The following is a 23,878-nucleotide window of genomic DNA, read 5'->3' on the forward strand; positions in this document are numbered from 1 at the left end:
CTTTGTTGCGGTAATCCTGTCCTCATTTTCTGAGGTGCGCAACTGAAATTCTGACAGTGAGAACCTCAAGGATGAGGTGTTCGCGTTTGCGATACGTATTGCAGGCGGGAGAGACGGCTAGCTGAGCTGGGAAGGCGGGGACCGACCGGCGCGAGCTGGCGCCGGCTGCGCAAGAGAATATGCCGTGGACCGTATGACGCTCAGGTGCACCGTGCCTTGAAATCGGCGGCGACGAGTTTTGCCATCACGTCGTAGAGGTGGGCCTGGTCGCGCGTCTCGATCACCAGCTCCAGCAGGGTCGCCTTCGCCGGCAGGTCCGAGAAGGTGCGCTGGTGCGAGACCTCGATGATGTTGGCGCCCGCATCCGCAAGCAGGGTGGAGACGGCCGCGAGCTGTCCCGGGCGGTCGACGATGTCGATCGACAACTGCGTCAGCCGCCCCTCACGCGCCAGCTCGCGGGTCAGGACCGAGGCGATCAACCGGGTATCGATGTTGCCGCCGCTCAGCACCAGGCCGACATTGCGTCCGGCAAACTGCGCAGGATGCGCGAGCACGGCGGCGAGACCGACGGCGCCGGCGCCTTCGACCACTGTCTTCTCGATCGAGATCAAGGTCGCCAGCGCACGCTCGATCTGCGGCTCGGTGACCAGCAATATGTCATCGACGAGCTGTCGGATGATCTCGGTCGTGATCCGGCCCGGCGACTTCACCGCGATGCCCTCGGCCAGCGTATCACCGCGCATCGGCAGCTGGCTGTTGCGGACGGCGTTGTACATGGAGGGATAGAGTTCGGCCTGCACGCCGACGATGCGCAGGCCCGGCTTGATGGCGCGCGCCGCGACCGCCATGCCAGAGATCAGCCCGCCGCCCCCGATCGGCACCACGAGCGTATCGAGCTCGGGGACCACCGCCAGCATCTCCAGCGCCACCGTGCCCTGCCCGGCGATGATCAGCGGATCGTCGTACGGGTGGATCATGGTCATGCCCTTGGCCGCACCGTGCTCCCTGGCAAATGCCCCCGCCTCTTCCAGGGTGGCGCCGGAAATCACGACCTCGGCGCCGTGCCGCTTGGTGTTCTCCACCTTCACCATCGGCGTGCCCACCGGCATCACGATGGTCGCGGGAATGCCGAGACGCCGCGCATTGTAGGCGACGCCCTGCGCGTGGTTGCCGGCCGACATCGCGATCACGCCGCGTTCGCGCTGCCCGGCGGACAGCGCATTCAGCCGGTTCAGCGCGCCGCGCTCCTTGAACGAGGAGGTGAACTGCAGGTTCTCGAATTTGAGCCAGACGTTGCAGCCGCAGATCTCGCCGAGCGTCCTGCTCTGGTTGCAGGCCGTCGCGAGCACGGCGCCGCCGATGGTTTCCGCGGCGGCGCGCACGTCGTTGACGGTGACGGGCAGCGCGTTCAAATCGGTGGCGGTCATGGGTCTGCCCATTCCTCAGCGTGCGTCATTGCACAGCGCGGCCGGCGGAACGCAGGCCGTCGCATGATGTTGCCGATCGTGCCCGGCGCTTCCGCGACCGGATGATCCAGATCGATCTCAGCTCACGAGATCGGGCAGTCCGAGCATCAGCCGCATGTTCTGCACGGCCGCGCCCGATGCGCCCTTGCCGAGATTGTCGAGCCGCGCCACCAGCACCGCCTGATGATGCTTGTCGCTGGCGAAGACGTAGAGCTCGAGCTCGTTGGTCTCGTTCAGCGCCTCCGGCTCGAGCCGGCCGCTCTTGGCCGCCGCGCCGTCGAGCGGCATCACCGAGACGTATTGGCTGCCGGCATAGTGCTTCGCCAGGGCCGCCTGCAGGTCCGAGCCCGACGGCCTGCCCGGCAGGGTGTCGAGCTGCAGCGGCACGGAGACCAGCATGCCCTGCCGGTAGTTGCCGACCGAGGGAATGAAGATCGGCCGCCGGCTCAGCCGCGAATAGAGCTGCAGTTCGGGCAGATGCTTGTGCTCGAGGCCGAGGCCGTACAGCTCGAAGTTCGGTGCGGTGCCGTTCTCGAAGGCCGCGATCATGGTCTTGCCGCCGCCGGAATAGCCGCTGACGGCATTCACCGTCACCGGATAGTCCTGCGGCAGTAGGCCGGCATCGACCAATGGCCGCAACAGCGCGATGCCACCGGTGGGATAGCAGCCGGGGTTGGAGACCTTGCGTGCATTGCGGATCTTGTCGGCCTGATCGGCGGCGAGCTCGGGAAAGCCATAGGCCCAGTCCGGCGCGACGCGATAGGCGGTCGACGCGTCCAGCACCTTCGGCGCAGAGCTGCCCATGCCGTCGATCAGCGCCACCGTCTCCTTGGCGGCGTCATCGGGCAGGCAAAGGATGACGAGATCGACCTCGGCCATCAGCGCCCGCTTGGCTGCCGGATCCTTGCGCTTGTCCTCGGCGATCGTCTTCACGACGATATCCGGCTGGTGCCGGAGCCGCTCGGCGATTCCCAGGCCGGTCGTGCCCGAGCCGCCGTCGACGAACACGGCGCGTGTCGCAGTCCCGGAGGTGATGTGAGCTTTCGGCAAATTGCTGTCGATCACGGTCATGGCACGCTCCTTAGGTCTGGGTTTCGCCGGCAAAGGCCTGGGGCCGCGCCTGCCGCATGAGAGACGATATCTGTTGCGAGCCGATGTCGGGCCGCTCGCCGAGCCGGGTCGCGACCGCCGCATAATCGGCTTCCGACTTATGCTGGTTGAGCTTGAAGCTGCCCTCGACCTCGTCGATCGTCATCACGATGCCGACGATCGCCTTGCGCATCGCCTCGAGCCGGCCAGCGCTCATCTTGCCCGAGGTCCACGGCGCCTTCGGCAACAGCCATTGCTCGAACTTGGCGCTGACCGCATCCACCTGCTCTGCAAGCTCCGCCTCCGACAGGATGCGCGCCGGGCCGGTCAGATGCACCGCCTGATAAAGCCAGGTCGGCACCTGATCGGGCGAGACGTACCAGTCGGCCGACACATAGGCATCGGCGCCGTTGACGGCGAGCAGCCACCGCGTCGCGCCGTCGGCGAGCTTCGCCAGCGGATTGCCGCGGGCGACGTGGAAGAACGCCTGCGGCGTGCCGTCGTTCAGCGCCCCCAGGTGAAACGGCACGGAGGACGCAATCGGCCTAGTGCCGTCCCACGCGCAGAGCGTGCCGAAGCCGCGCGCCTCCGCAAAGCCGAGGCTCGCGGCGCGATCGGGCTTGAAGGGCGGTGGCGTGTACATCGGAAAACTCCTGCTGGACGAAGGAGCCGCCTGATCGATCGCGCTGCAAGGAGAAAGTTTGCCGCGGGACGGATCCGGCGGCAGGGGCTGTGATCTAGACGCAGATCATCGCCCGTACCGCGGAGGTACGACGGCGCATTTCGGCGATCATGTTGGTCGCTGCGTTGATCATGGGGGCAGGCCTATAGGGCCGCAGGGTTCCTGCGTCAAGCTCGCACGTCGGCCCGGCCCGTTCGGGGCTGGCGTCAGACCGCATGCCACAGCCATTCCATGGTGCGCCCGATGATGTCGCCGAACAACAGCAGCACCGCCGACCACACCAGCGCCGACACGAAGTTGGCGATCTGGAACACCATGTAGGGCATCTCGAAAATGCCCGCCGCCAGCGGCACCGACGCGCGCAACGGGCCGAAGAACCGGCCGATGAAGATGCTCGGCACGCCCCAATCGCGCACGAAGGCCTCGCCGCGCGGCAGCAGCTCCGGGTATCGCGACAGCGGCCACATCTGGGCGACGCGGTCCTTGTAGCGGTAGCCGAACCAGTAGGAGACCCAGTCGCCGAGCGCGGCGCCGATTCCACCGGCCAGCCATATCGGCCAGAAGCTGATCCCGGTGGCGCCGATCAGGGCGCCGATCGCGACCAGGGCGCCCCAGGCGGGAATCAGGAGCGAGACGAAGGCCAGGGACTCGCCAAAGGCAAGCAGCAGGACGATCGGAGCAGCCCAGGCCTGATGGTCGCGCACGAAGTCGGCAACCGCGCGGCCAAAATCTTCCATCTGCTCGACGCCTTTCTGCTCCGCGGCGCTTAAGTGCTTGAAGGCCTTCGCGGTTCCATGGCGCAGACTGGTACGCCACCGAACCCGCCCACTTCAAGTCACAACAACCGGCTGAACCGCGTGAACAGCGGCGATCCGGCGATCGGAACCGGCCAAAACGTGGCGGGCTGGTGAACGTCGTTGTTTCCCGGGGTCATTGTTTTATGCCGGTCCATGGCATAGTCAGGCCCAACGATTCGTTCCATCTTGCGCACACGCAACATCCAATTCCATGGGTAAACCGTTGAAATCAGCTGCAAAAGCCAAGGCCAAGGGCGTCACGGACCCGTTGGCGGCGTTCGCCGCCAAGGGCAAGGCTCCGGCCAAGCCAGCCGCCCGCGCAGGCAGCGCCGAGGGCGATTACACCGCCCGTGACATCGAGGTCCTCGAGGGCCTGGAGCCGGTGCGGCGCCGCCCCGGCATGTATATCGGCGGCACCGACGAAAAGGCGCTGCACCACCTGTTCGCCGAGGTCATCGACAACTCGATGGACGAGGCGCTGGCGGGACACGCCACCTTCATCGAGGTCGAGCTCGATGCCGAAGGCTTCCTCACCGTGACCGACAACGGCCGCGGCATTCCGATCGATCCACATCCGAAGTTTCCCAAGAAGTCGGCGCTTGAGATCATCATGTGCACCCTGCACGCGGGCGGCAAGTTCGACTCCAAGGTCTACGAGACCTCGGGCGGTCTGCACGGCGTCGGCATCTCCGTGGTGAACGCGCTGTCGACCCGGCTCGAGGTCGAGGTCGCACGCAACCAGAAGCTCTACCGCATGATCTTCGAGCGCGGCCACCCGAAGGGCAAGCTCGAGGAGGTCGGCAAGGTCGCCAACCGGCGCGGCACACGGGTACGTTTCCAACCCGACCCGACCATCTTCGGCGCCAAGGCGACGTTCAAGCCGCAGCGCCTGTTCAAGATGGCGCGCTCGAAAGCCTATCTGTTCGGCGGCGTCGAGATCCGCTGGAAATGCGATCCGTCGCTGCTGAAGGGCATCGAGGACGTCCAGCCCGAGGCGACGTTCCACTTCCCCGGCGGCCTGAAGGACTATCTGGCCGCAGCGATCCATGCCGACACGCTGGTCCATCCGGATATCTTCGCCGGCAAGTCGGGCCGCACCGGCGGCCATGGCGGCTGCGAATGGGCGGTCGCCTGGACCGCTGATGCCGACGGCTTCCTGTCGTCCTACTGCAACACGATTCCGACGCCCGACGGCGGCACGCACGAATCCGGCATCCGCAGCGCGCTGCTGCGCGGCCTGAAGGACCACGCCGAGCGCGTCGGCCAAGGCAAGCGCTCGGCCAACATCACCTCCGAGGACATCATGGCGGGCGCCGCCATCATGCTCTCGGTGTTCGTGCGCGAGCCCGAATTCCAGGGCCAGACCAAGGATCGCCTCGCGACCGCCGAGGCCCAGCGCATCGTCGAGCAAGCCGTCAAGGATCCGTTCGATCACTGGCTGTCGGGCAATCCGGTGCAGGCCAACCGGCTGCTCGATTTCGTCATCGAGCGCGCCGAGGAGCGCATCCGCCGTCGCCAGGAGAAGGAGACGGCGCGCAAGACCGCGACCAAGAAGCTGCGCCTGCCGGGCAAGCTTGCCGATTGCACCGATGCCGGCACCGAGGGCTCCGAGCTGTTCATCGTCGAGGGCGATTCGGCCGGCGGCAGCGCCAAGCAGGCGCGCGACCGCAAGAAGCAGGCGGTGCTGCCGCTGCGCGGCAAGATCCTCAACGTGGCCTCCGCCGGCAAGGACAAGCTGACGGCGAATGCCCAGCTCGCCGACCTCGTGATGGCGATCGGCGCTGGCACGGGCACGTCGTATCGCGAAGAGGATCTGCGCTACCAGCGTATCATCATCATGACCGATGCCGACGTGGACGGCGCCCACATCGCCTCGCTGCTGATCACGTTCTTCTACAGGCAGATGAGACCGCTGATCGACGAGGGCCACCTCTACCTCGCCGTGCCGCCGCTCTACCGACTGACCCATGGCAGCAAGACGTTCTACGCGCGCGACGATGCCCACCGGGACGAGCTCCTCAAGCGCGAGTTCAACGCCAACGCCAAGGTCGAGATCGGCCGCTTCAAAGGTCTCGGCGAGATGATGCCGGCGCAATTGAAGGAAACCACCATGGATCCGGCCAAGCGCACCCTGCTGCGCGTGATGCTGCTCGCCGAAGATCGCGACGGCACCGCCGACTCGGTCGAGCGGCTGATGGGGACCAAGGCGGAGGCCCGCTTTGCCTTCATTTCGGAAAAGGCCGAATTCGCCAGCGACGAGCTGCTCGACGTCTAGCTTTTGACCCGATTTCACGCCTCGATTGCAGGTTCCATTCACTCGCGCGAACCTGCAATCACCTAGTTTGATCAGAGACTTACGAGGGCCGCGCGCATCCCGCAGCGCACTTTCCCCTCCGGTGTGCTCAACCTGCAACAGCTTTTGGGCACCAATCGGCTATAGTTCGGGCACATCTGGCGAGGGAATCGCCGCCGCAACCCGGCACCTGCGACACGACGATCTTGGGGAATTGAATATGAAAAAGCTTTTGCTTGCTGCCACTGCGCTGGTTGCGATCACGGGTGCCGCTTCGGCTGCTGATTTGGCGGCTCGCCCCTATGTGAAGGCGCCGATGATGCCGGTGGCGCCGAGCTGGACCGGTTTCTACATCTTCGGTGGCGCCGGCGGCGGCCTCTGGGATGCCGACTCGCACACCAACTTCAACGGCGTGCCGGTGACGATCGATCAGCGCGTCGGCGGCGACGGCTTCCTCGGCACGGTCGGCGCGGGCTATGACTGGCAGGTCAACCCGACCTGGGTCTTCGGCGTGTTCGCCGATGGTCAGTTCGGTAGCCTGCGCGGTACCCTGCAGGATCAGTTCGCTGCCCTGACCGGCCGCATCAAGATGGAGACCGCCTGGGCCGCGGGCGCCCGCGTCGGCTACCTGGTTGCGCCGAACGTGCTGTCCTACGTCAACGCCGGCTACTCCGGTTCGCACTGGTCGGGCACTGGCCTGACCACCCTCACGGGCGCGGCGTCCGGCTTCCACACCGACTCGTTCAACCGCAACGGCTGGTTCGTTGGCGGCGGCGTCGAGAACAACCTGAACATCTTCGGCATCTCGGCGCCGGGCTGGTTCATGAAGACCGAATATCGCGCGGCCTATTACGACCGGAAGGACATCGCGGTCCGTACCGACGCTGGCAACCTCGTGACGACCGACTCGGTCAGCTTCAAGCCGTGGGTGCAGACCATCAGCACCTCGCTGGTCTACCGCTTCAACTGGACCGGCCCGGCCGTCAAGTACTGAGCAGACCGCACTCGGTCGTTCGATCATTCTGCGAAAAGCCCCGGTTGATCCGGGGCTTTTTGTTTTCGGCTCGGATATTGGCGGCTGGAGCCGCTGGTCATCTGCCGCGGCGGCCGCTAGCCTCCTCGTCATAAAACTTCACAAAAAAGACGGCAGCAGCGTCTCCGATGCTGTGACGCGGTCGATGAGGGAGGAAGTGGCCATGCGGAGATTCCTGATGATCGGCGGCCTGCTTCTGCTCGCCGTCGGCCTGCTCTGGGTCGGCCAGGGCACCGGGGTGGTGGCATGGCCGCGGACGAGCTTCATGATCAACCAGCTGCAATGGGCCGGCTACGGCGTCGGCATGGGTGCACTCGGCCTGGTGATGATCTGGCAGGGCACCTGCTGACGTCTGACAACAACATGGAGACACGACATGGCGGGCCGCTTCGACCTGAGTGGCAAGGTTGCGATCGTGACAGGAGGCAACGGCGGAATCGGCCTGGGGATGGCGCGCGGGCTTGCCGATGCCGGCGCCGACATTGCCGTGGTCGGCCGCAACGAAGCCAAGTCACAGGCGGCGGTGGCTGATCTCGCCGGTCGCGGCGGCCGTGCCATCGCCGTCACAGCCGACGTCAGCGACAAGGACGACGTCGCCGCCATGGTCGCGCGCGTGGCCAGCGAGCTCGGTCGCATCGACATCCTCATCAACAATGCCGGCATGAGCATTCGCAAGCCGCCGCACGTGCTCGAGCTGGAGGAGTGGCAGCAGGTGATCGACACCAATCTCACCAGCGCGTTCCTGTGCTCGAAGGCCGCCTACCCGGCCCTCAAGGCGAGCGGCGGCGGCAAAATCATCAACATCGGCTCGATGCTGTCGATCTTCGGCGCCAGCTTCGCGCCGGCCTACGCGGCCAGCAAAGGCGGCATCGTGCAGTACACGCGCGCCTGTGCCTGCGCCTGGGCGCCCGACAACATCCAGGTCAACGCGATTCTGCCGGGCTGGATCGACACCGACCTGACGCGCGCGGCGCGTAGCCAGATCGACGGCCTGCACGACCGCGTGCTGGCGCGCACGCCCGCGGCACGGTGGGGCGACATCGACGACTTCGCCGGCATCGCGACGTTCCTGAGCTCGCCGGCCTCCGACTTCGTCACCGGTACCGCGATTCCCGTCGATGGTGGCTATTCGATCATGGCGTAGCCGACGCCTCAGCGTCGAAAGCTCTTGATCTCGGAGACGCTGCCGTCGCGATAGGTCAACTCCACCGAGACGAACTTCGTCGCCGGCGGCAGCTTCAAATAGGGCGTGGCGTTGGAGGGAATCGCAATGGGATCGCGCATGTCGCAGCCGGGCATGTTGAGGACCTTGTCCGGCACCGCCGTGTCGATGCCGATGCGGACCTCGCGGATGGCGCAGCGATACGACATCAGGTGCGTGTAGTAGACTAGGAGGCCGTTGAACTCGCGGAACGACAGCCAGCTCGTCGCGGTCATGTCGAGGATCTTGCGCTGGTCGTGCACCAGCGCGGCCTCCGGCTCGAAGCGGATCGGGAACGGTCCCTGCATCTCGCCGGATGCATCGACATAGCGGACCTGGATGGTTCCCGCGGGCGCATCCGCCGGCAGCTGGATCGAGGGATTGGGCATGCGCTTGCGCGTGCGCGGATCGAGCACGTCCATGAAGCCGGTCTCGCGAAACTCCCCCGCCTCACCCATGCGCCAGGAAATGCCGAGCGTCGGATCGGCGATCGAGAACGTGACGGTCCAGCCGCCATTGTGGCGCGAGAACATCGCGATCGGTGCGTTCAGGCTCTCGTTCGCCGGCGGAATGCGCGGCGCGGAGACGGGAGGCAGCGCCGCGAGCTTCTGCTGCGGCTCGGCCGGCTTGTCGGCTGCAGCCGCTCCCTTCGCCATGCCGTTGAGAAAGACATCGTCGACCATCTGGTCGAAATAGACCGGGATCTGCTTGTGCCGCACGGTCTCGGCGAGCTCGCTGACCACGCGGCGGGTACGCTGCGCCACCTGCACCAGATTGACGCCGGGCTGCGTCAGCTCCTTGGCGAAGGTGCGCGTGAACACCGAGTTCGGATTGGCGTCATCGTTGGAGAGCCGGTCGAGCGCGGTCTGGCGCGGGCCGGCCGAGAACACCGAGAACACGCCTTCGGGCAACTGCGTCATCGGCGCCAGGCCGCCCCCGCCCGCCACCGCGCGCGTGCCCGAGCGCTCGAACGGATTGTTGCGGCAGGCATCGAACACCAGGATCGAGGTGCGCGCCTTCTTGTTCTGCAGCCGCTCGATGACGCGGTCCGCAAGGATCGAGGCGTCGCGCACCAGCTCTTCCTGGCCTTCGGTGGCCGCGGGCACGTCGGTCGGCAACAGGAAGTTCTGGCCCGCGATCTCGAAGCCATGACCGGCATAGAAGAAGAACGCGGTGTCGCCCGGCTCGACGGCGTTGTCGAACGCCAGCAGCGTCTGGCTGAACTGCTGGCGATTGAGATTCTCCGCGACCATGACGTTGAAGCCGAGCTGCTTCAGCGTGTCGCCCATCGTCCGCGCGTCGTTGACGGCCTTCTGCAGCTTCGGCACGAACCGGTAGTCGTTATTGCCGATCACGAGCGCGACGCGCTTCTCGGCATGCGCGGCCGGCGCCAGAACCACCGCCAGCATCGCCAGCCCGCACGCCAGCCACATCCGCATCGATCTCATCGTCCGTCCCTGCACTCATCGCGTGGGCTGCCGCCCTCGGATAGTCGACGGCACGCCGCCACCGGTTCATCCCCGGGGCACACGCGGCTGCTCCCCCTGCCGAACACACGCCGCAATTCCGTCGACAATTCGACCGGAGCGCTTTCCGCGACCGGCCGCCAAGTGGTTCGGGTCCCCCGAATGCGACAGCTCGACGACAGGTTGCCTGCAAAAAAATGCAAAAACATTAAGCTTTTTCGGTACTTCGCTCCCCTCTTCCATTGACTTTGCAGGATTCGCCCCTATCTTCCGCAGCAGCGCGGCCGGATCGCATCCGATTCCTGAGAGATTGACCGCGGGTCGGCGTTAGTCAGAAAACCCCCAGCTTCGTTAGAGCATGCCGTTTCGGGGTTGAGCGCGACCACAGCCTTTTACCCTCGATTCCTAACGGCGGCGTCGAATAGAGGCCCCGTCGCCTATCGGCGCGTGACATAGAGGCTCGATGTCTTTTTCCAATCTCGGCTTGTCCGACAAGGTGTTGGCTGCAGTAGCGGCCACCGGTTACACCACTCCGACCCCCATTCAGGAACAGGCGATTCCCCATGTGCTGGCGCGCCGCGACGTGCTCGGCATCGCCCAGACCGGCACCGGCAAGACCGCCGCTTTCGTCCTGCCGATGCTCACCATCCTCGAAAAGGGCCGCGCCCGCGCCCGAATGCCGCGCACCCTGATCCTGGAGCCGACCCGCGAGCTCGCGGCCCAGGTCAAGGAGAATTTCGATCGCTACGGCGCCGGACAGAAGCTCAACGTCGCCCTGCTGATCGGCGGCGTCTCCTTCGGCGACCAGGACGCCAAGCTGACCCGCGGGGTCGACGTGCTGATCGCCACGCCAGGCCGACTGCTCGATCATACCGAGCGCGGCGGCCTTCTGCTCACGGGCGTCGAGTTGCTGGTCATCGACGAAGCCGACCGCATGCTCGACATGGGTTTCATTCCGGACATCGAGCGCATCTGCAAGCTCGTTCCCTTCACCCGCCAGACCCTGTTCTTCACCGCGACCATGCCGCCGGAAATCCGGCGCATCACCGAAGCCTTCCTGCACAATCCGCAGAAGGTCGAGGTCTCCAAGCCGGCGACGACAGCCGTCACGGTGACCCAGTTGCAGGTGCCCTCGGGACGCGAGGCGCATCAGAAGCGCGAGGTGCTGCGCAGGCTGTTGCGGGACGCCAAGGATCTCAACAACGCGATCATCTTCTGCAACCGCAAGCGCGACGTCGCCATCGTTCACAAGTCGCTGCAGAAGCACGGCTTCAGTGTTGGCGCCCTGCACGGCGACATGGACCAGTCGGCCCGCACGGCCGCGCTCGATCAATTCCGCAAGGGCGAACTGCCATTGCTCGTCGCCTCGGACGTCGCCGCACGCGGCCTCGACATTCCCGAAGTCAGCCACGTCTTCAATTTCGACGTGCCGCATCATTCGGACGACTACGTTCACCGCATCGGCCGTACCGGCCGCGCCGGACGGACCGGCACTGCAATCTCGATCGTGGCTCCGGCCGACCAGAAGTCGATGGTCGCGATCGAGAAGCTGATCGGACAAGGCATTCCCACCATCGAAGGCGACTACGAGGTGCAGGAATCCTCGGGCGACGAGGACAGCCGTGAGCGGCGTCCGCGCGACGCCGCGCGTCGCGGCAGCCGCGGCAAGGCGCGGGAGCGCGATGCGGGATCGCGTGATCGTGATGCAGCTCCGCGCGAGCGCGATCGTGAGCCGCGGCCAGCAGCGCCGCGCGCCGCCCAGGCAGCTTCTCCCCGGCCTGCTGCGCCGAGCGCCCGCAAGGAACAACCGCGTAACGAACAGCCTCGCAATGAAGCGCGGCGGCCGCGGCGCGACCACGACAACGAGCCTGCCGATCATTCACATCTGCCGGCGTTCCTGCTTCGCCCGGTGCGGGCCCCGCTTCCCTGAGCGAGTACAAGATTCCGGGCTGCGCGACATGCGGCCGCCCGGACTGTCGCGTCCGCGATGATCCGTTGCTGCATTCGTCGTACTTGACTGGAGTCGACATCGCCGAGCCCTCGGCGAATACGCGCGCGCGCGAATAGTTCCAGCTCGCGTCAGCAAGTTCCCGCAGCATCCTATGCAGCTCATTGAACATATGCGGTGCCGGTCCCAGATGAACGGCTCGTGCGCACATCCGGGACTCTACGGCCGTATTTACCCCTGGTTCACAAACGTCCTTTAGCTTGGCCGGCATTGTTTATTTCATTGCTGTGACGACGACGGCGACGCGGGCGATTGGGGGAGAACCTGTGGTGGTCAATGCGCTTGACGAACACGAACGCACGATAGGCTTCGCCGAAGTCGCGCTCAGCCAAATCAGAACGCTTCGCCATTCGGCAAATCCGCGCAACTACGAGATCTGGTACGTCTACGCGACGGGCTACAACGCACCGCTGAACGAGATCATCAACGAGACGCTGTCGCGCAACGGCAGGCTGTCGCAATCCGATCTGGATCAGCTCTACGACTCCTACCTCGCGCATCTCAAGACCTCGGATCGCATCGACAAGGTCGGCGCGCGCGTGGTCGGCGAGATCGACGACCTGATGAACATGCTCAGCGATGCCCTCGGCAGAACCGCGAGCTACGATGCGACCCTCGCGGGCGCCGATCAACGGCTCGCATCGGCCACCAGCCGCGAGCAACTGGTCGACATCATCGAGGCGCTAGCCCATTCGACCAAGCAGATGCGCGAAACCAACCGCATCCTCGAAGAGCGGCTGACGCTGTCGAAGGACGAGATCAGCGGGCTGCAACACAGCCTGGAGGTGATCCGGGCCGAGAGCCTGACCGATCCGCTCACAGGGCTCGGCAACCGCAAATATTTCGACCGGATGCTCGAGACGACGGTGCAGTCGGGGCTCGCGACCCAGCAGCCGCTGTCGCTGCTGATGTTCGACATCGACCATTTCAAGTCCTTCAACGACTCCTACGGACATCTCACCGGAGACCAGGTGCTGCGGCTGGTCGGGATGACCCTGAAGCATGCCATCAAGGGCCAGGACATCGCCGCGCGCTACGGCGGCGAGGAGTTCGCTGTCGTGCTGCCGAACACCACGCTGCAGCACGCACTGACAGTGGCCGATCACATCCGCCGCGCCGTCACGGCAAAGGAGCTGAAGAAGAAGTCGACCGGGGAGATCCTCGGACGTGTGACGATCTCGGTCGGCCTGTCGCTGCTGCGGGCCGGCGACGACACCGATACGCTGATCGAACGCGCCGACGCCTGCCTCTATGCCGCCAAGCGCAGCGGGCGCAACAAGGTGGTCTGCGAGAACGATCCCGAATATGCGGCTGCCACCCGCGGCCAGGTTGCCTGAGGGCCAGGTGGCCAGCCGAGCGTCGAGAGCATCAGCGCGTCCGCGATGATGCTGTGCGCGACGTCCGGCCCCGCACCGCCGTCGCGCTGCGAGCCTTGCGGCCGGCGGGCGCCGTTTCCGCGCCCTTGCCAACGCTCTTGGCAACGTTCTTGGCCACCTTCCCCGTCTTGACCGACTTGGTCTTTTTCGCTGCTGTCTTGGTCGCTCCGGACTTGCTCCGACCACGCGCCGGTACCGCCTCGCTGCGCGGCGCAGCCCGTTTCTTGCTGGTCCGCTTGCTCAAGGCGGCCCTCTGCGCCGCCGCAAACGCATCTCTCGCCCATGCCGCGAACTCATCGGTGTCGTCGAACAGATGCGCCGGCACCTGCCAATACGAGCGCACCGTCATGGTCCGCGCGCGCGTCTCGTAGGAGAACGGCTTGGATCCGGCCTCCTCAAACCTGGCAAAGCTGGCCTCATCGGCGCGCAGGTAGAGACCGCTGCGCAGCGCGAGCGCAAAGTTGATGCCGTCGGCAGAGATGCCGAAGCCGGAGAACATCCGCCGGATCGTGACCGGACCGAAGCCGGCGAACAGATCGGTCAGGAATTCGCGGTCCATCGCACCAGCTCCCGCCAACACCCAGTTGCTCGCCTGGAGTTTTCGGTCGGGAGGGTGGCGTGTGTCAATGTCCGGAACGCGACAGGGTCCGGTGCCGTCCCGGCGGAAAGCCGACGATCAGACCTCGGCCGGCTTGAGCTGAACCGACTCGCCGCAGCCGCAGGCGCTGATCTGGTTCGGGTTGTTGAACACGAACTGCGCCTGCATCTTGTCGGCCTGATAGTCCATCTCGGTCCCGAGCAGAAACAGCACGGCCTTGGGATCGACCAGGATCTTCACGCCCTTATCCTCGACCACCTCGTCGGTCGGCCGGATATCGTGGGCATATTCGACCGTGTAGGACTGTCCGGCACAGCCGCCGTTCTTGACACCGACGCGCAATCCAATGATCTCGGACTCTGCGCGATCGGTCAGCTCGCGGATGCGCGTGGCCGCGGCATCGGTCAGCCGCAGCACCTGCGGACGGGGCCGCGGCTTCGGCTTGCTGGCAACTGGCGTGTTGGTCATATCGGTCATCTGGTCAATCCCGGCGTTCGATCAATCCCGACCGCCATTCAAACGTCGTGCCTCACCACATGTTGAGGACGAGGCGGGCCTCGTCGCTCATCCGGTCCGGCGTCCATTGCGGCTCCCAGACAATGCTCACATTGACCACGCCGACCCCCGGAACGCTGGCGATCGCGTTCTCGACCATGGTCGGCAGCTCGCCGGCCGCCGGACAGTTCGGCGTCGTCAAGGTCATCATCACGTCGACGCTGCGGTCGTCCTTGATGTCGACCTTGTAGATCAGGCCGAGCTCATAGATGTCGGCCGGGATCTCCGGGTCGAACACCGTCTTCAGCGCTGCGATGATCTCGGTGGAAAGCCGCTCGGTCTCCTCCGGCGGCAGCGCCGAATGGGTTTCGACAGTCTGAGTTTTGACGTCGGCCGTGTCGGTCATGCAAACAATTCCCGCGCCTTGATCAATGCCTGTGCAAGCTGATCGACCTCTTCCCTCGTATTGTACATGCCAAACGAGGCCCTGCAGGTCGCCGTGACGTTGAATCTCTCCAAAAGCGGCATCACGCAGTGCGTGCCCGCACGCACCGCGACGCCCTGGCGGTCGATCACGGTCGCGATGTCATGAGCATGCGCCCCCTTCATCTCGAACGAGATCACCGGCCCCTTGCCCTTGGCGGTGCCGATCAGCCGCAGCGAGTTGATCTCGCGCAGCCGATCCTGGGCATAGGTGAGCAGGTCGTGCTCATGCGCGGCGATGCGCTCCTTGCCGACCGAGTTGACGTAATCGATCGCGGCGCCCAGCCCGACCGCCTCGACGATCATCGGGGTGCCCGCCTCGAACTTGTGCGGCGGATCGCCATAAGTGACCCAGTCGCGCGCAACCTCGCGGATCATCTCGCCGCCGCCATTGTAGGGGCGCATGGCAACGAGGTGGTCGTATTTGGCGTAGAGCACGCCGATCCCGGTCGGCCCGTACAGCTTATGGCCGGTGAAGACGTAGAAGTCGCAGTCGATGTCCTGGACGTCGATGGCGAGGTGCACGGCGGCCTGGCTGCCGTCGACCAGCACCGGGATGCCGCGCGCATGCGCAATCCGAACGACCTCCTTCACCGGCACGAGCGTGCCCAGCATGTTCGACATCTGCGTGATCGCGACCAGCTTGGTCCTGGGCGTCAGCAGCTTCTCGAACTCGTCGATCAGGAAGTTGCCCTCATCGTCGACCGGGGCCCACTTGATCACCGCGCCCTGCCGCTCCCTGAGGAAATGCCAGGGGACGATGTTGGAATGGTGCTCCATGATCGAGAGCACGATCTCGTCGCCCTCGCCGATGTTCGGCCCGCCCCACGATGACGCGACCAGATTGATCGCCTCGGTCGCGTTGCGGGTGAAGATGATCTCCTCGCTGCGGCGCGCATTGAGGAAGCGCGTGACCCGCTCCCGGCCGCCCTCATAGGCTTCCGTGGCGGCATTGGCGAGATAATGCAGGCCGCGATGCACGTTGGCATATTCGCTGGTATAGGCCTGCGTCATGCGGTCGAGCACCGCGCGCGGCTTCTGTGCCGAGGCGGCATTGTCGAGATAGACGAGCTTCTTGCCGTAGACCTGCAGCGCCAGCGCCGGAAAGTCCTCGCGGATGCGGGCGACGTCGTAGGATCCGTTGGAGACGGCGGGATGCGTGCTCATGCGCGCGCCTCCATCCAGTCCTGGGCGGCAGCGATGACGCGCTCGCGCAAGGAATCGTCCTCGATCGCCTCGATGGCTTCGCCGACGAAGGCCTGGATCAGCAGCGCCTGGGCCTGCTTCTCCGGCAGGCCGCGGGCCTGCAGATAGAACAACAGGCTGTCGTCGAGCGCGCCGGCGGTGGCGCCATGGCCGCAGGAGACGTCATCGGCGAAGATCTCGAGCTCGGGCTTGCTGTCGGCCTCGGCCTCGTCGGACAACAGCAGCGCCCGCGTCATCATCTTGCCGTCGGTCTGCTGCGCGTCGGGGCGGACGATGATGCGGCCCTGGAACACCGAATGGGCGCGATCGTCGAGCACCGCACGAAAGTTCTCGCGGCTGGTGCAGCCGGGCACCGCGTGATCGACCACCAGCGTCAGGTCGCCATGCTGCTTGTCGCGCAGCAGGTTGACGCCGTTGATGATCAGCTCGCTGCCTTCGCCCTTGAGAGTGATGAAGCCCTGCAGACGACTGACGGCGCCGCCGGTCGTCATGTTGAAGAGATTGAGTTTCGACCGCGCACCGACCTCGTACTTGGCTGACGTGATGTTAACGGCATCCCTGGCATCGCGCATCAAGCGAATAGTGGACAGCGCAGCGTCGTCACCGAGAGAGACGACCACGGCGTCATTGGCCTGATAGCCCGAGGCGCCATCGGCGGCGATCGCGCTTTCGATCAAGGTGGCCTGCGCGCCGTTCCCCACCGAAAGATGCGAGCGACTGGCACGCGATGCCTGCGATGCCGTCGCGATGTGAATGATCTGCAGCGGATGCGAGAGCTTTGCACCATCCGCCACGGAGATCAGGACTCCGTCGGTCGCGAGCGCACCGTTCAACAGGACCATCGCATCGTTGACGGTCGTCTCCAGCAGCCGCTCGCTGCCGGCGCTCTGCAGCGCCTCGCGCAGCGTGTGAACCTTGACACCATCTTCGGAGGCCGAGATGTCCGAGAGCTCCGCCACGAACACGCCGTCGACCAGCACCAGCTTCCGAGCACCGTCGACGGCAACAGAAGCCAGCACGGTTTTTGCCCGCGCCAGCGCCGCCGCGTCCGGCGCGCCTGCCAGCGGCAGCACCTCGCGCATCAGCGCACGCAGATCGGTGTACTTCCATTCCTCGATACGACGGTGCGGCAGGCCGGTGCGCTCGAAGGCCGAGAAGGCTTCGCGCCGGATATCGACCACCTTGCCGGTGCCGGGCAGACGGCCCAGAGCGGCAGAGAGCAAGCTGCTCGCCGCCGGACCGCTGTCGTTCTTGACCAAAGCTACGTTCATCACAGATCCATTCGCGAGCTCAGGCCGCGTCCTCGAACTGGGCGTAGCCGGACGCCTCCAGCTCGAGCGCGAGCTCCTTGCCGCCGCTCTTCACGACGCGCCCTTTCGACATCACGTGAACGACGTCGGGCACGATGTAGTTCAGCAGCCGCTGATAGTGGGTGATCACGATCATCGAGCGCTCGGGGGAGCGCAGCGCGTTGACGCCGTCGGCGGCGATGCGCAGCGCGTCGATGTCGAGGCCGGAATCCATCTCGTCGAGGATGCAGAGCGACGGCTGGAACAGCGCCATCTGCAGCACCTCGTTGCGCTTCTTCTCGCCGCCGGAAAAGCCGACATTGACGCCGCGCTTGAGCATGTCCTGCGGAATGCTGAGCGATTTCGAGATCTCGCGCACCTTCCTGAGGAAGTCCGGCGTCGAATATTCCTCCTCGCCGCGCGCCTTGCGCTGCGCGTTCAGCGCTGTCCGCAGGAAGGTCATGGTCGCGACGCCGGGGATCTCCACCGGGTACTGGAACGCCAGGAACACGCCCTTGGCGGCACGCTCGTCCGGTGCCATGGCGAGCAGATCCTCGCCCTTGAACAGGATCTCGCCGCCGGTCACCTCATAGCCCGGCTTGCCGGCGATGACGTGGGACAGCGTCGACTTGCCGGAGCCGTTCGGCCCCATGATCGCATGCACCTTGCCGGCGTCGATCGACAGCGTCAGGCCGTGGAGAATCTCGCGCTCCTCGACGCGGACCTGCAGGTTGTTGATTTCGAGTAGTGCCATGATCTGTTTCCGCTCAACGCTTGCCCTGGCGGCACCGATTCCATCGGGTCCAAGGACGTATGATATCGATATCAGCACGAGCGGGCCGCGCCGCGGCCCTGCTGCAGCCTCAGCCGACCGAGCCTTCGAGGCTGATCGAGATCAGCTTCTGCGCCTCGACTGCGAACTCCATCGGGAGCTGCTGCAGCACGTCCTTCACGAAGCCGTTGACGACCAGGCCAACCGCCTCCTCCTGCGAAAGACCGCGCTGGATGCAGTAGAACAGCACGTCTTCGGAGATCTTGGACGTGGTCGCCTCGTGCTCGAAGGTGGCCGAGGAATTCTTGGCCTCGATATACGGCACGGTATGCGCGCCGCATTTGTCGCCGATCAGCAGCGAATCGCAGGCAGTGAAGTTGCGCGCGCCGGTCGCCTTGCGATGCGCCGTGACCAGACCACGATAGGTGTTCTGCGAGCGGCCCGCGGCGATGCCCTTGGAAATGATGCGGCTCGACGTGTTCTTGCCGAGGTGAATCATCTTGGTGCCCGAGTCGACCTGCTGATAGCCGTTCGAGATCGCGATCGAATAAAATTCACCGCGAGAGTTATCGCCACGCAGGATGCAGCTCGGATACTTCCAGGTGATCGCAGATCCCGTCTCGACCTGGGTCCAGGAGATCTTGGAGTTGGCGCCACGGCAGTCGCCACGTTTGGTGACGAAGTTGTAGATGCCGCCCTTGCCTTCCGAGTTGCCCGGATACCAGTTCTGCACCGTCGAGTACTTGATCTCGGCATCATCCAGCGCGACCAGCTCGACCACCGCCGCGTGCAGCTGGTTCTCGTCGCGCTGCGGCGCGGTGCAGCCCTCGAGATACGACACGTAGGCGCCCTTGTCGGCGATGATCAGCGTGCGCTCGAACTGGCCGGTGTTGCGCTCGTTGATGCGGAAATAGGTCGACAGCTCCATCGGGCAGCGCACACCCGGCGGGATATAGACGAACGAGCCGTCGGAGAAGACGGCCGAGTTCAAGGTCGCGTAGAAATTGTCGGAGGTCGGCACCACGCTGCCGAGATATTTCTGCACCAGCTCGGGATGCTCGCGGATCGCTTCCGAGATCGGCATGAAGATCACGCCGGCCTTCTTCAGCTCCTCCTTGAACGTCGTCGCCACCGACACCGAATCGAACACGGCGTCGACCGCGATCTTGCGGCTCTCGGGGCTGCCAGCGCCGGGCACCGGCTCGACGCCCTCGAGGATCGCGACCTCGCGGAGCGGAATGCCGAGCTTCTCGTAGGTCTTCAGAATCTCCGGGTCGATCTCGTCGATCGAGGAGAGCTGCTTCTTCGGCTTGGGCGCGGCGTAATAATACAGATCCTGGAAGTCGATCTTGGGGTAGTCGACGCGCGCCCAGGTCGGCTCCTGCATGGTCAGCCAGCGGCGATAGGCCTCCAGCCGCCATTCGAGCATCCAGGCGGGCTCGTTCTTCTTGCCCGAGATGAAGCGGATCGTGTCTTCGGAAAGCCCCTTGGGAGCCTTCTCGGATTCGATGAGTGTCTCGAACCCATAACGATATTGGTCGACGTCGATCCGCCTGACGCGGTCGACCGTCTCTTGTACGGCTGGCATTCCATCCTCCGCTCGCGGTTTCAAGGACCGCGGTGGACACGTTCTGGAACCGTCTTACGACGTTTCGCGGACGAAATCACGCCCTTAGAATCGCTCAAGCACGGTTTCGTCGCCACCTTTAAGTAGGGTCAATGACAGCTTTCGCCAAGCCTGCAGGCACCGGTCGACATCCGCCTCGGTCGTGGACCAGCCCAGACTGAGGCGCACCGCTCCCTGGGCCGCCGCGGAACCGACGCCCATGGCCTCCAGAACGTGGGACGGCTGCACCTTGCCGGACGAGCAGGCCGAGCCGGACGATACCGCGATCCCTTCGAGATCGAACCCGATCACGGCCGTCTCGGCCTTGAGCCCCGGCGCCGTGAACAGCGTCGTATTCGGAAGCCGCGCCGCTTCGGAGGAAAATACCGTCACACCGGCAGTCTGACGAAGGCCCGTTTCCAGCCGGTCGCGCAGCGCCGTGATCCGCGGCAGGTCGACCTCGATCTCAGCCAGGGCAGCGCCGGCTGCGGCGCCAAATCCGGCAATTCCGGCCACGTTTTCGGTTCCAGCCCGGCGACCGCGCTCCTGGCCGCCACCGCGGAGAACCGGAATCGGCTCCTCCACGCCGGCGCCCAGAACCAGCGCGCCGACGCCCTTGGGTCCGCCGATCTTGTGCGCAGAGATGGTCACAAGGTCCGCGCCCATCTGTTTGATATCGAGGGGTATTTTCCCAAATGCCTGGACCGCGTCGACCTGCAGCAGGCCGCCCGCCTGGTGCACGATCTCAGCAACTTTCGAAACCGGTTGAAGCACCCCGGTCTCGTTGTTGGCGGCCATCACCGACACCAGCGCCGGCGGCCCGCCGGCCAGCAGGGCTTCCAGGCGGCCGGGATCGACCACGCCGGAGGCATCGACCGGGATCGTCTGCACCGCAGATGGCGCGAACCGGCCGCCGGCCAGCACCGAGGCATGCTCGACCGCCGACACCAGCAGCCGCTCGACCGGGCCGGCCGGCGCCCGCAGACCTGGGCTCAAAGCGAGCACATTGGCCTCGGTTCCGCCGGAGGTGAACACGACGCGGCGCGCAACGGTACCGAGCCCGCGGGCGATGACCTCGCGGGCCTCCTCCATCAGCCGCCGCGCCTTGCGGCCTTCGGCATGAACCGACGAGGGATTGCCGACCAGGTCCATGGCGGCGATCACCGCCGCGCGCGCTTGCGGTCGAAGCGGCGTCGTCGCGTTCCAGTCGAGATAGATCCTGTCGGCCATCGGTCCGTTCATATCAACTCGGGCCACGAACGACCATGGCTCGTCGGCACCATGATGATGCGCGACGGCCAGCGTGGTATCGTCGGGCGCGAGATTGAGATAGCGGGTCCGGTGCCATGAACAAGCTTGTCGGCTCGATGCTGCGTCCGAATGATCGGAGCTTCTACGCCATCATGGCCGGGCTCTCGCTCGGCATCGGCGTCGTCAACGCCCTCTCGGCCGCCCACGATGCCGTCAGGCGGGGAGCCGCCTATGATCTGGAAAAGCAGCTGCTGTGGGAGATGACGAGCATCATCGTCATCATCCTGCTGGCGCCGCTGCTGGTCGTCACCGTTCGATTGATCCGGCGGGGCCCGGCCGCCCCTGTCCGTCTCATCGCGCTCGCCGTTGCCGCCGTCATCGTCTTCTCCCTGCTCCACATCACCGGCATGGTGATGCTGCGCAAGCTGCTGATGTGGGGCGCTGGCGGCGCCTACGACTTCCAGTTCTCGCTCGCCACCATCGTGTACGAGTTCCGCAAGGACGTCATGACGGCGCTGCTCATCGGTGCCACGCTCTGGCTATATGACGGCTATCGCGCGAGCGCCCTCCAAGAGCCGACACGGCGATCCGAGCCTCCTGCCCCTGCCACGCTCTGGCTGCGCGACGGCGCGAGCCGCATCCGCGTCGCGCCGGCCGACATCCTGTGGGTCGCTGCGGCCGGCAACTACGTGGAATACGCCATGGCCGACGGCAGGCGACATCTGATCCGCGGCACCTTGTCGGCCGCCGAGGCCGAACTCGCCCGCTTCGCGCTGGTGCGCATCCACCGCGGCCGGCTCGTCAACATGACCAGGGTCACCGCGCTTTCGGTTCTGCCATCAGGCGAGTTCGACCTGACCTTCGACGGCGGCCAATCCGTCCAGGGCAGCCGCCGCTATCGCAGCGCGGTTGCGCCATTGGAGCAGACGGTGGTGGCGGCGCGCTGAAGCGGCCGCGGCTGGTGACGAAAACGCCTGTATTTTCATCAGATTGCAGGCGCATTCGGGGCACGCTCCGCGGCCGCCTCGCCCCGCAGCCGCTTCGATGGCACGCTCGGCATCCCCGCCGCAGCCGCCTTGCCGGGCGTTGAAAATCCTTGCTTTTTGCCCTGCGCTCCATGCTAGAAGGCCAACTTCCAGTCACGCCAGCGCCGCTCCGTCCAAGCGAACGGATGGCGCTCGGTCACCACTTTTCCTGCTGATGTCCCCTGCTGAACTCTTCGGCGAGGCGCCAGATGAAGCATGGACGAAGTCGGTCGACGCTCTGCCAAGGATTCTCTGATGCCTGAAGTCATCTTCAACGGTCCGGCCGGCCGCCTCGAAGGCCGTTACCATCCGGCGAAGCAGAAGAACGCGCCGATCGCGATGATCCTGCATCCGCATCCGCAGTTCCACGGCACGATGAACCATCAGATCGTGTACCAGTGCTACTACGCCTTCGCGCATCGCGGCTTCTCGGTACTGCGCTTCAATTTCCGCGGCGTCGGCCGCAGCCAAGGCTCGTTCGACCACGGCACCGGCGAGCTGTCCGATGCGGCCTCCGCGCTCGATTGGGCGCAGACCATCAACCCCGAGGCTCGCGCCTGCTGGGTCGCCGGCTTCTCGTTCGGCGCCTGGATCGGCATGCAGCTCCTGATGCGCCGCCCGGAGGTCGAGGGCTTCATCTCGATCGCGCCGCCCGCCAACCTCTATGACTTCTCGTTCCTGGCGCCTTGCCCGTCCTCCGGCCTGATCGTGCACGGCGAACGCGATGCGGTGGTGCCGCCCAAGGACGTCAACACGCTGGTCGAGAAGCTGAAGACGCAAAAGGGCATCGTGATCGACCAGCAGGTCATCCCCGGTGCCAACCACTTCTTCGACGGCAAGCTCGAGCCGCTCATGGAGACGATCACGGCCTATCTGGACATGCGCCTCGCCAATGTGAGGTGAGGCCGGGCGATGTTCTGTAGGGTGGGCAAAGGCGAGTCCAACGCGCCGTGCCCACCGACTTCATGTGTGCATGCTGAGCCAATGGTGGGCACGCGATCAGATCAGCGCTTTGCACCGATCTGATCGCTTGGCCTACCCTACGCCTCGCGTACTTTCTCAAGCAGCCTGCTTCAACAAATAAGCGTCGTGCCTCACAAGGAACGCGCGCAGCAGCGTCGGATAATCGGCGCCGACCGCCGTCCTCACACTCGGCCGCTGCGCCAACTGATCACGCCAGGCCCGAACCTTCGGCGTTGAAGCAAAGATGCCGAGATCGGCATAGCCATCGAACACATCGAAATAGCGGAAGACCGGCGCAAACACCGCGTCGACCAGGCTGAAACGCGCACCATTGAAATACGGCCCCTCGCCCAGCGCGTCCTCGACGCGCGCGAACTTCGCCGTCAGCGCCTCACGCTTGGCCGCGAAGACGGCGGCATCCTGCGTCGTCTCCAGGCCCCAGAGATCACCGAGGATCGCCGAGCCGAACTCCATCCAGGCGCGATGCTGCGCGCGGGCCAGCGCGTCCTCGGGATGCAGCCTCACAGCCGGCTGCGCGTCCTCGATGTACTCGCAGATCACGTTGCTCTCGAACACCGCCACCTCGCCCTGCGCCGTCGGCACCACCAGCACCGGCACCTTGCCGAGCGGCGAGATCTTCAGGAACCAGTCGGGCTTGTCGGCAAGATCGATGTCGATCCGCTCGAACGCGACACCCTTCTCGGTGAGCGCGATGACGGCGCGTTGCACATAGGGGCAGAGCTTGTGGCTGATCAGCTTCAGGGAGGGCGACATGACAT

General features: G+C 65.3%; 22 protein-coding genes. 8 read left to right on the forward strand and 14 right to left on the reverse strand.

What is annotated here, in order from left to right; translation table 11 throughout:
• Positions 1-200 precede the first annotated feature (200 nt).
• The 4 genes from QX128_RS02080 to QX128_RS02095 all read right to left on the reverse strand — a co-directional run bounded on the left by QX128_RS02080 (position 201) and on the right by QX128_RS02095 (position 3,974).
• Entirely contained in the window at positions 201-1,427 is a 1,227-nt protein-coding gene (locus QX128_RS02080; protein ID WP_316236559.1) for a threonine ammonia-lyase, read from the reverse strand.
• Between the two features lie 117 nt (positions 1,428-1,544).
• Entirely contained in the window at positions 1,545-2,537 is a 993-nt protein-coding gene (gene argC / locus QX128_RS02085; protein ID WP_316236560.1) for an N-acetyl-gamma-glutamyl-phosphate reductase, read from the reverse strand.
• 10 nt (positions 2,538-2,547) lie between these two features.
• Complete coding sequence (locus QX128_RS02090; RefSeq protein ID WP_316236561.1) at positions 2,548-3,198, reverse strand: FMN-binding negative transcriptional regulator; 651 nt, start codon at positions 3,196-3,198, stop codon at positions 2,548-2,550.
• 245 nt (positions 3,199-3,443) lie between these two features.
• Positions 3,444-3,974 carry a DedA family protein gene (locus QX128_RS02095; protein WP_315800121.1) on the reverse strand — a complete coding sequence of 177 codons (531 nt, stop codon included), beginning with the start codon at positions 3,972-3,974 and terminating at the stop codon, positions 3,444-3,446.
• Between the two features lie 271 nt (positions 3,975-4,245).
• On the opposite strand from QX128_RS02095, the gene parE reads away from it, so the two are divergent.
• From parE to QX128_RS02115, 4 genes are all read left to right on the forward strand, one after another.
• Positions 4,246-6,309, forward strand: coding sequence for a DNA topoisomerase IV subunit B (gene parE, locus QX128_RS02100; RefSeq protein WP_316215734.1), 2,064 nt, complete (start codon positions 4,246-4,248; stop codon positions 6,307-6,309).
• 238 nt (positions 6,310-6,547) lie between these two features.
• Entirely contained in the window at positions 6,548-7,321 is a 774-nt protein-coding gene (locus tag QX128_RS02105; RefSeq protein WP_316236562.1) for a porin family protein, read from the forward strand.
• Positions 7,322-7,523: 202 nt separating this feature from the next.
• Positions 7,524-7,709, forward strand: a complete 186-nt coding sequence (locus QX128_RS02110) for a hypothetical protein (RefSeq protein WP_009027935.1) — start codon at positions 7,524-7,526, stop codon at positions 7,707-7,709.
• A gap of 27 nt (positions 7,710-7,736) precedes the next feature.
• Positions 7,737-8,504 carry a glucose 1-dehydrogenase gene (locus QX128_RS02115; protein WP_315800124.1) on the forward strand — a complete coding sequence of 256 codons (768 nt, stop codon included), beginning with the start codon at positions 7,737-7,739 and terminating at the stop codon, positions 8,502-8,504.
• Positions 8,505-8,512: 8 nt separating this feature from the next.
• Here the strand turns inward: QX128_RS02115 and QX128_RS02120 are convergent, their stop codons facing one another.
• Positions 8,513-10,009, reverse strand: coding sequence for a caspase domain-containing protein (locus tag QX128_RS02120; protein ID WP_410053121.1), 1,497 nt, complete (start codon positions 10,007-10,009; stop codon positions 8,513-8,515).
• Positions 10,010-10,490: 481 nt separating this feature from the next.
• Here QX128_RS02120 and QX128_RS02125 point away from each other — a divergent pair, with 481 nt between their 5' ends.
• Both QX128_RS02125 and QX128_RS02130 read left to right on the forward strand, forming a co-directional pair.
• Complete coding sequence (locus QX128_RS02125) at positions 10,491-11,957, forward strand: DEAD/DEAH box helicase (RefSeq protein WP_316236563.1); 1,467 nt, start codon at positions 10,491-10,493, stop codon at positions 11,955-11,957.
• Positions 11,958-12,304: 347 nt separating this feature from the next.
• Positions 12,305-13,372, forward strand: coding sequence for a diguanylate cyclase (locus QX128_RS02130; protein WP_316236564.1), 1,068 nt, complete (start codon positions 12,305-12,307; stop codon positions 13,370-13,372).
• 31 nt (positions 13,373-13,403) lie between these two features.
• Here the strand turns inward: QX128_RS02130 and QX128_RS02135 are convergent, their stop codons facing one another.
• From QX128_RS02135 to QX128_RS02170, 8 genes are all read right to left on the reverse strand, one after another.
• Positions 13,404-13,970, reverse strand: a complete 567-nt coding sequence (locus QX128_RS02135) for a TfoX/Sxy family protein (protein ID WP_315800128.1) — start codon at positions 13,968-13,970, stop codon at positions 13,404-13,406.
• 117 nt (positions 13,971-14,087) lie between these two features.
• Positions 14,088-14,477, reverse strand: coding sequence for an iron-sulfur cluster assembly accessory protein (locus QX128_RS02140; RefSeq protein WP_316236707.1), 390 nt, complete (start codon positions 14,475-14,477; stop codon positions 14,088-14,090).
• 61 nt (positions 14,478-14,538) lie between these two features.
• Entirely contained in the window at positions 14,539-14,910 is a 372-nt protein-coding gene (locus QX128_RS02145) for an SUF system Fe-S cluster assembly protein (RefSeq protein ID WP_315800129.1), read from the reverse strand.
• Positions 14,907-16,154 carry a cysteine desulfurase gene (locus QX128_RS02150; protein ID WP_315800130.1) on the reverse strand — a complete coding sequence of 416 codons (1,248 nt, stop codon included), beginning with the start codon at positions 16,152-16,154 and terminating at the stop codon, positions 14,907-14,909. Before QX128_RS02150 ends, QX128_RS02145 begins: the two co-directional genes overlap by 4 nt.
• Positions 16,151-17,464, reverse strand: a complete 1,314-nt coding sequence (gene sufD / locus QX128_RS02155) for a Fe-S cluster assembly protein SufD (RefSeq protein WP_316236565.1) — start codon at positions 17,462-17,464, stop codon at positions 16,151-16,153. Before sufD ends, QX128_RS02150 begins: the two co-directional genes overlap by 4 nt.
• A 19-nt stretch (positions 17,465-17,483) precedes the next feature.
• Positions 17,484-18,236 (reverse strand): Fe-S cluster assembly ATPase SufC, encoded by a 753-nt coding sequence (sufC, locus tag QX128_RS02160; RefSeq protein ID WP_315712154.1) that lies wholly within the window; start codon positions 18,234-18,236, stop codon positions 17,484-17,486.
• Positions 18,237-18,345: 109 nt separating this feature from the next.
• Positions 18,346-19,842: a Fe-S cluster assembly protein SufB gene (gene sufB, locus QX128_RS02165; protein ID WP_316236566.1), complete on the reverse strand. Its 1,497-nt coding sequence runs from the start codon at positions 19,840-19,842 to the stop codon at positions 18,346-18,348.
• Between the two features lie 84 nt (positions 19,843-19,926).
• Positions 19,927-21,090, reverse strand: a complete 1,164-nt coding sequence (locus QX128_RS02170; protein ID WP_316236567.1) for a cysteine desulfurase family protein — start codon at positions 21,088-21,090, stop codon at positions 19,927-19,929.
• Between the two features lie 116 nt (positions 21,091-21,206).
• Here QX128_RS02170 and QX128_RS02175 point away from each other — a divergent pair, with 116 nt between their 5' ends.
• Together QX128_RS02175 and QX128_RS02180 are read left to right on the forward strand one after the other, a co-directional pair.
• Complete coding sequence (locus QX128_RS02175) at positions 21,207-22,058, forward strand: LytTR family DNA-binding domain-containing protein (protein ID WP_316215727.1); 852 nt, start codon at positions 21,207-21,209, stop codon at positions 22,056-22,058.
• Positions 22,059-22,391: 333 nt separating this feature from the next.
• Positions 22,392-23,039, forward strand: a complete 648-nt coding sequence (locus tag QX128_RS02180; protein ID WP_008971476.1) for an alpha/beta hydrolase — start codon at positions 22,392-22,394, stop codon at positions 23,037-23,039.
• Positions 23,040-23,195: 156 nt separating this feature from the next.
• Here QX128_RS02180 and QX128_RS02185 read toward each other — a convergent pair whose 3' ends face one another.
• Positions 23,196-23,873 carry a glutathione S-transferase family protein gene (locus QX128_RS02185; RefSeq protein ID WP_315800136.1) on the reverse strand — a complete coding sequence of 226 codons (678 nt, stop codon included), beginning with the start codon at positions 23,871-23,873 and terminating at the stop codon, positions 23,196-23,198.
• Positions 23,874-23,878: the final 5 nt, after the last annotated feature.

It is taken from the genome of Bradyrhizobium sp. SZCCHNR1015, assembly GCF_032489875.1.
Taxonomy (GTDB): domain Bacteria; phylum Pseudomonadota; class Alphaproteobacteria; order Rhizobiales; family Xanthobacteraceae; genus Bradyrhizobium.

Excerpts from the sequence above, each read along its gene's own strand:
- argC (WP_316236560.1), bottom strand. The coding sequence starts at position 2,537 with ATGACCGTGATCGACAGCAATTTGCCGAAAGCTCACATCACCTCCGGG.
- QX128_RS02080 (WP_316236559.1), bottom strand. The coding sequence starts at position 1,427 with ATGACCGCCACCGATTTGAACGCGCTGCCCGTCACCGTCAACGACGTG.
- QX128_RS02145 (WP_315800129.1), bottom strand. The coding sequence starts at position 14,910 with ATGACCGACACGGCCGACGTCAAAACTCAGACTGTCGAAACCCATTCG.
- QX128_RS02115 (WP_315800124.1), top strand. The coding sequence starts at position 7,737 with ATGGCGGGCCGCTTCGACCTGAGTGGCAAGGTTGCGATCGTGACAGGA.
- sufC (WP_315712154.1), bottom strand. The coding sequence starts at position 18,236 with ATGGCACTACTCGAAATCAACAACCTGCAGGTCCGCGTCGAGGAGCGC.
- QX128_RS02090 (WP_316236561.1), bottom strand. The coding sequence starts at position 3,198 with ATGTACACGCCACCGCCCTTCAAGCCCGATCGCGCCGCGAGCCTCGGC.
- QX128_RS02150 (WP_315800130.1), bottom strand. The coding sequence starts at position 16,154 with ATGAGCACGCATCCCGCCGTCTCCAACGGATCCTACGACGTCGCCCGC.
- QX128_RS02140 (WP_316236707.1), bottom strand. The coding sequence starts at position 14,477 with ATGACCAACACGCCAGTTGCCAGCAAGCCGAAGCCGCGGCCCCGTCCG.
- QX128_RS02095 (WP_315800121.1), bottom strand. The coding sequence starts at position 3,974 with ATGGAAGATTTTGGCCGCGCGGTTGCCGACTTCGTGCGCGACCATCAG.
- parE (WP_316215734.1), top strand. The coding sequence starts at position 4,246 with ATGGGTAAACCGTTGAAATCAGCTGCAAAAGCCAAGGCCAAGGGCGTC.
- QX128_RS02105 (WP_316236562.1), top strand. The coding sequence starts at position 6,548 with ATGAAAAAGCTTTTGCTTGCTGCCACTGCGCTGGTTGCGATCACGGGT.
- QX128_RS02175 (WP_316215727.1), top strand. The coding sequence starts at position 21,207 with ATGAACAAGCTTGTCGGCTCGATGCTGCGTCCGAATGATCGGAGCTTC.
- QX128_RS02135 (WP_315800128.1), bottom strand. The coding sequence starts at position 13,970 with ATGGACCGCGAATTCCTGACCGATCTGTTCGCCGGCTTCGGTCCGGTC.
- QX128_RS02170 (WP_316236567.1), bottom strand. The coding sequence starts at position 21,090 with ATGGCCGACAGGATCTATCTCGACTGGAACGCGACGACGCCGCTTCGA.
- QX128_RS02125 (WP_316236563.1), top strand. The coding sequence starts at position 10,491 with ATGTCTTTTTCCAATCTCGGCTTGTCCGACAAGGTGTTGGCTGCAGTA.
- QX128_RS02120 (WP_410053121.1), bottom strand. The coding sequence starts at position 10,009 with ATGAGATCGATGCGGATGTGGCTGGCGTGCGGGCTGGCGATGCTGGCG.
- sufB (WP_316236566.1), bottom strand. The coding sequence starts at position 19,842 with ATGCCAGCCGTACAAGAGACGGTCGACCGCGTCAGGCGGATCGACGTC.
- QX128_RS02185 (WP_315800136.1), bottom strand. The coding sequence starts at position 23,873 with ATGTCGCCCTCCCTGAAGCTGATCAGCCACAAGCTCTGCCCCTATGTG.
- sufD (WP_316236565.1), bottom strand. The coding sequence starts at position 17,464 with ATGAACGTAGCTTTGGTCAAGAACGACAGCGGTCCGGCGGCGAGCAGC.
- QX128_RS02110 (WP_009027935.1), top strand. The coding sequence starts at position 7,524 with ATGCGGAGATTCCTGATGATCGGCGGCCTGCTTCTGCTCGCCGTCGGC.
- QX128_RS02180 (WP_008971476.1), top strand. The coding sequence starts at position 22,392 with ATGCCTGAAGTCATCTTCAACGGTCCGGCCGGCCGCCTCGAAGGCCGT.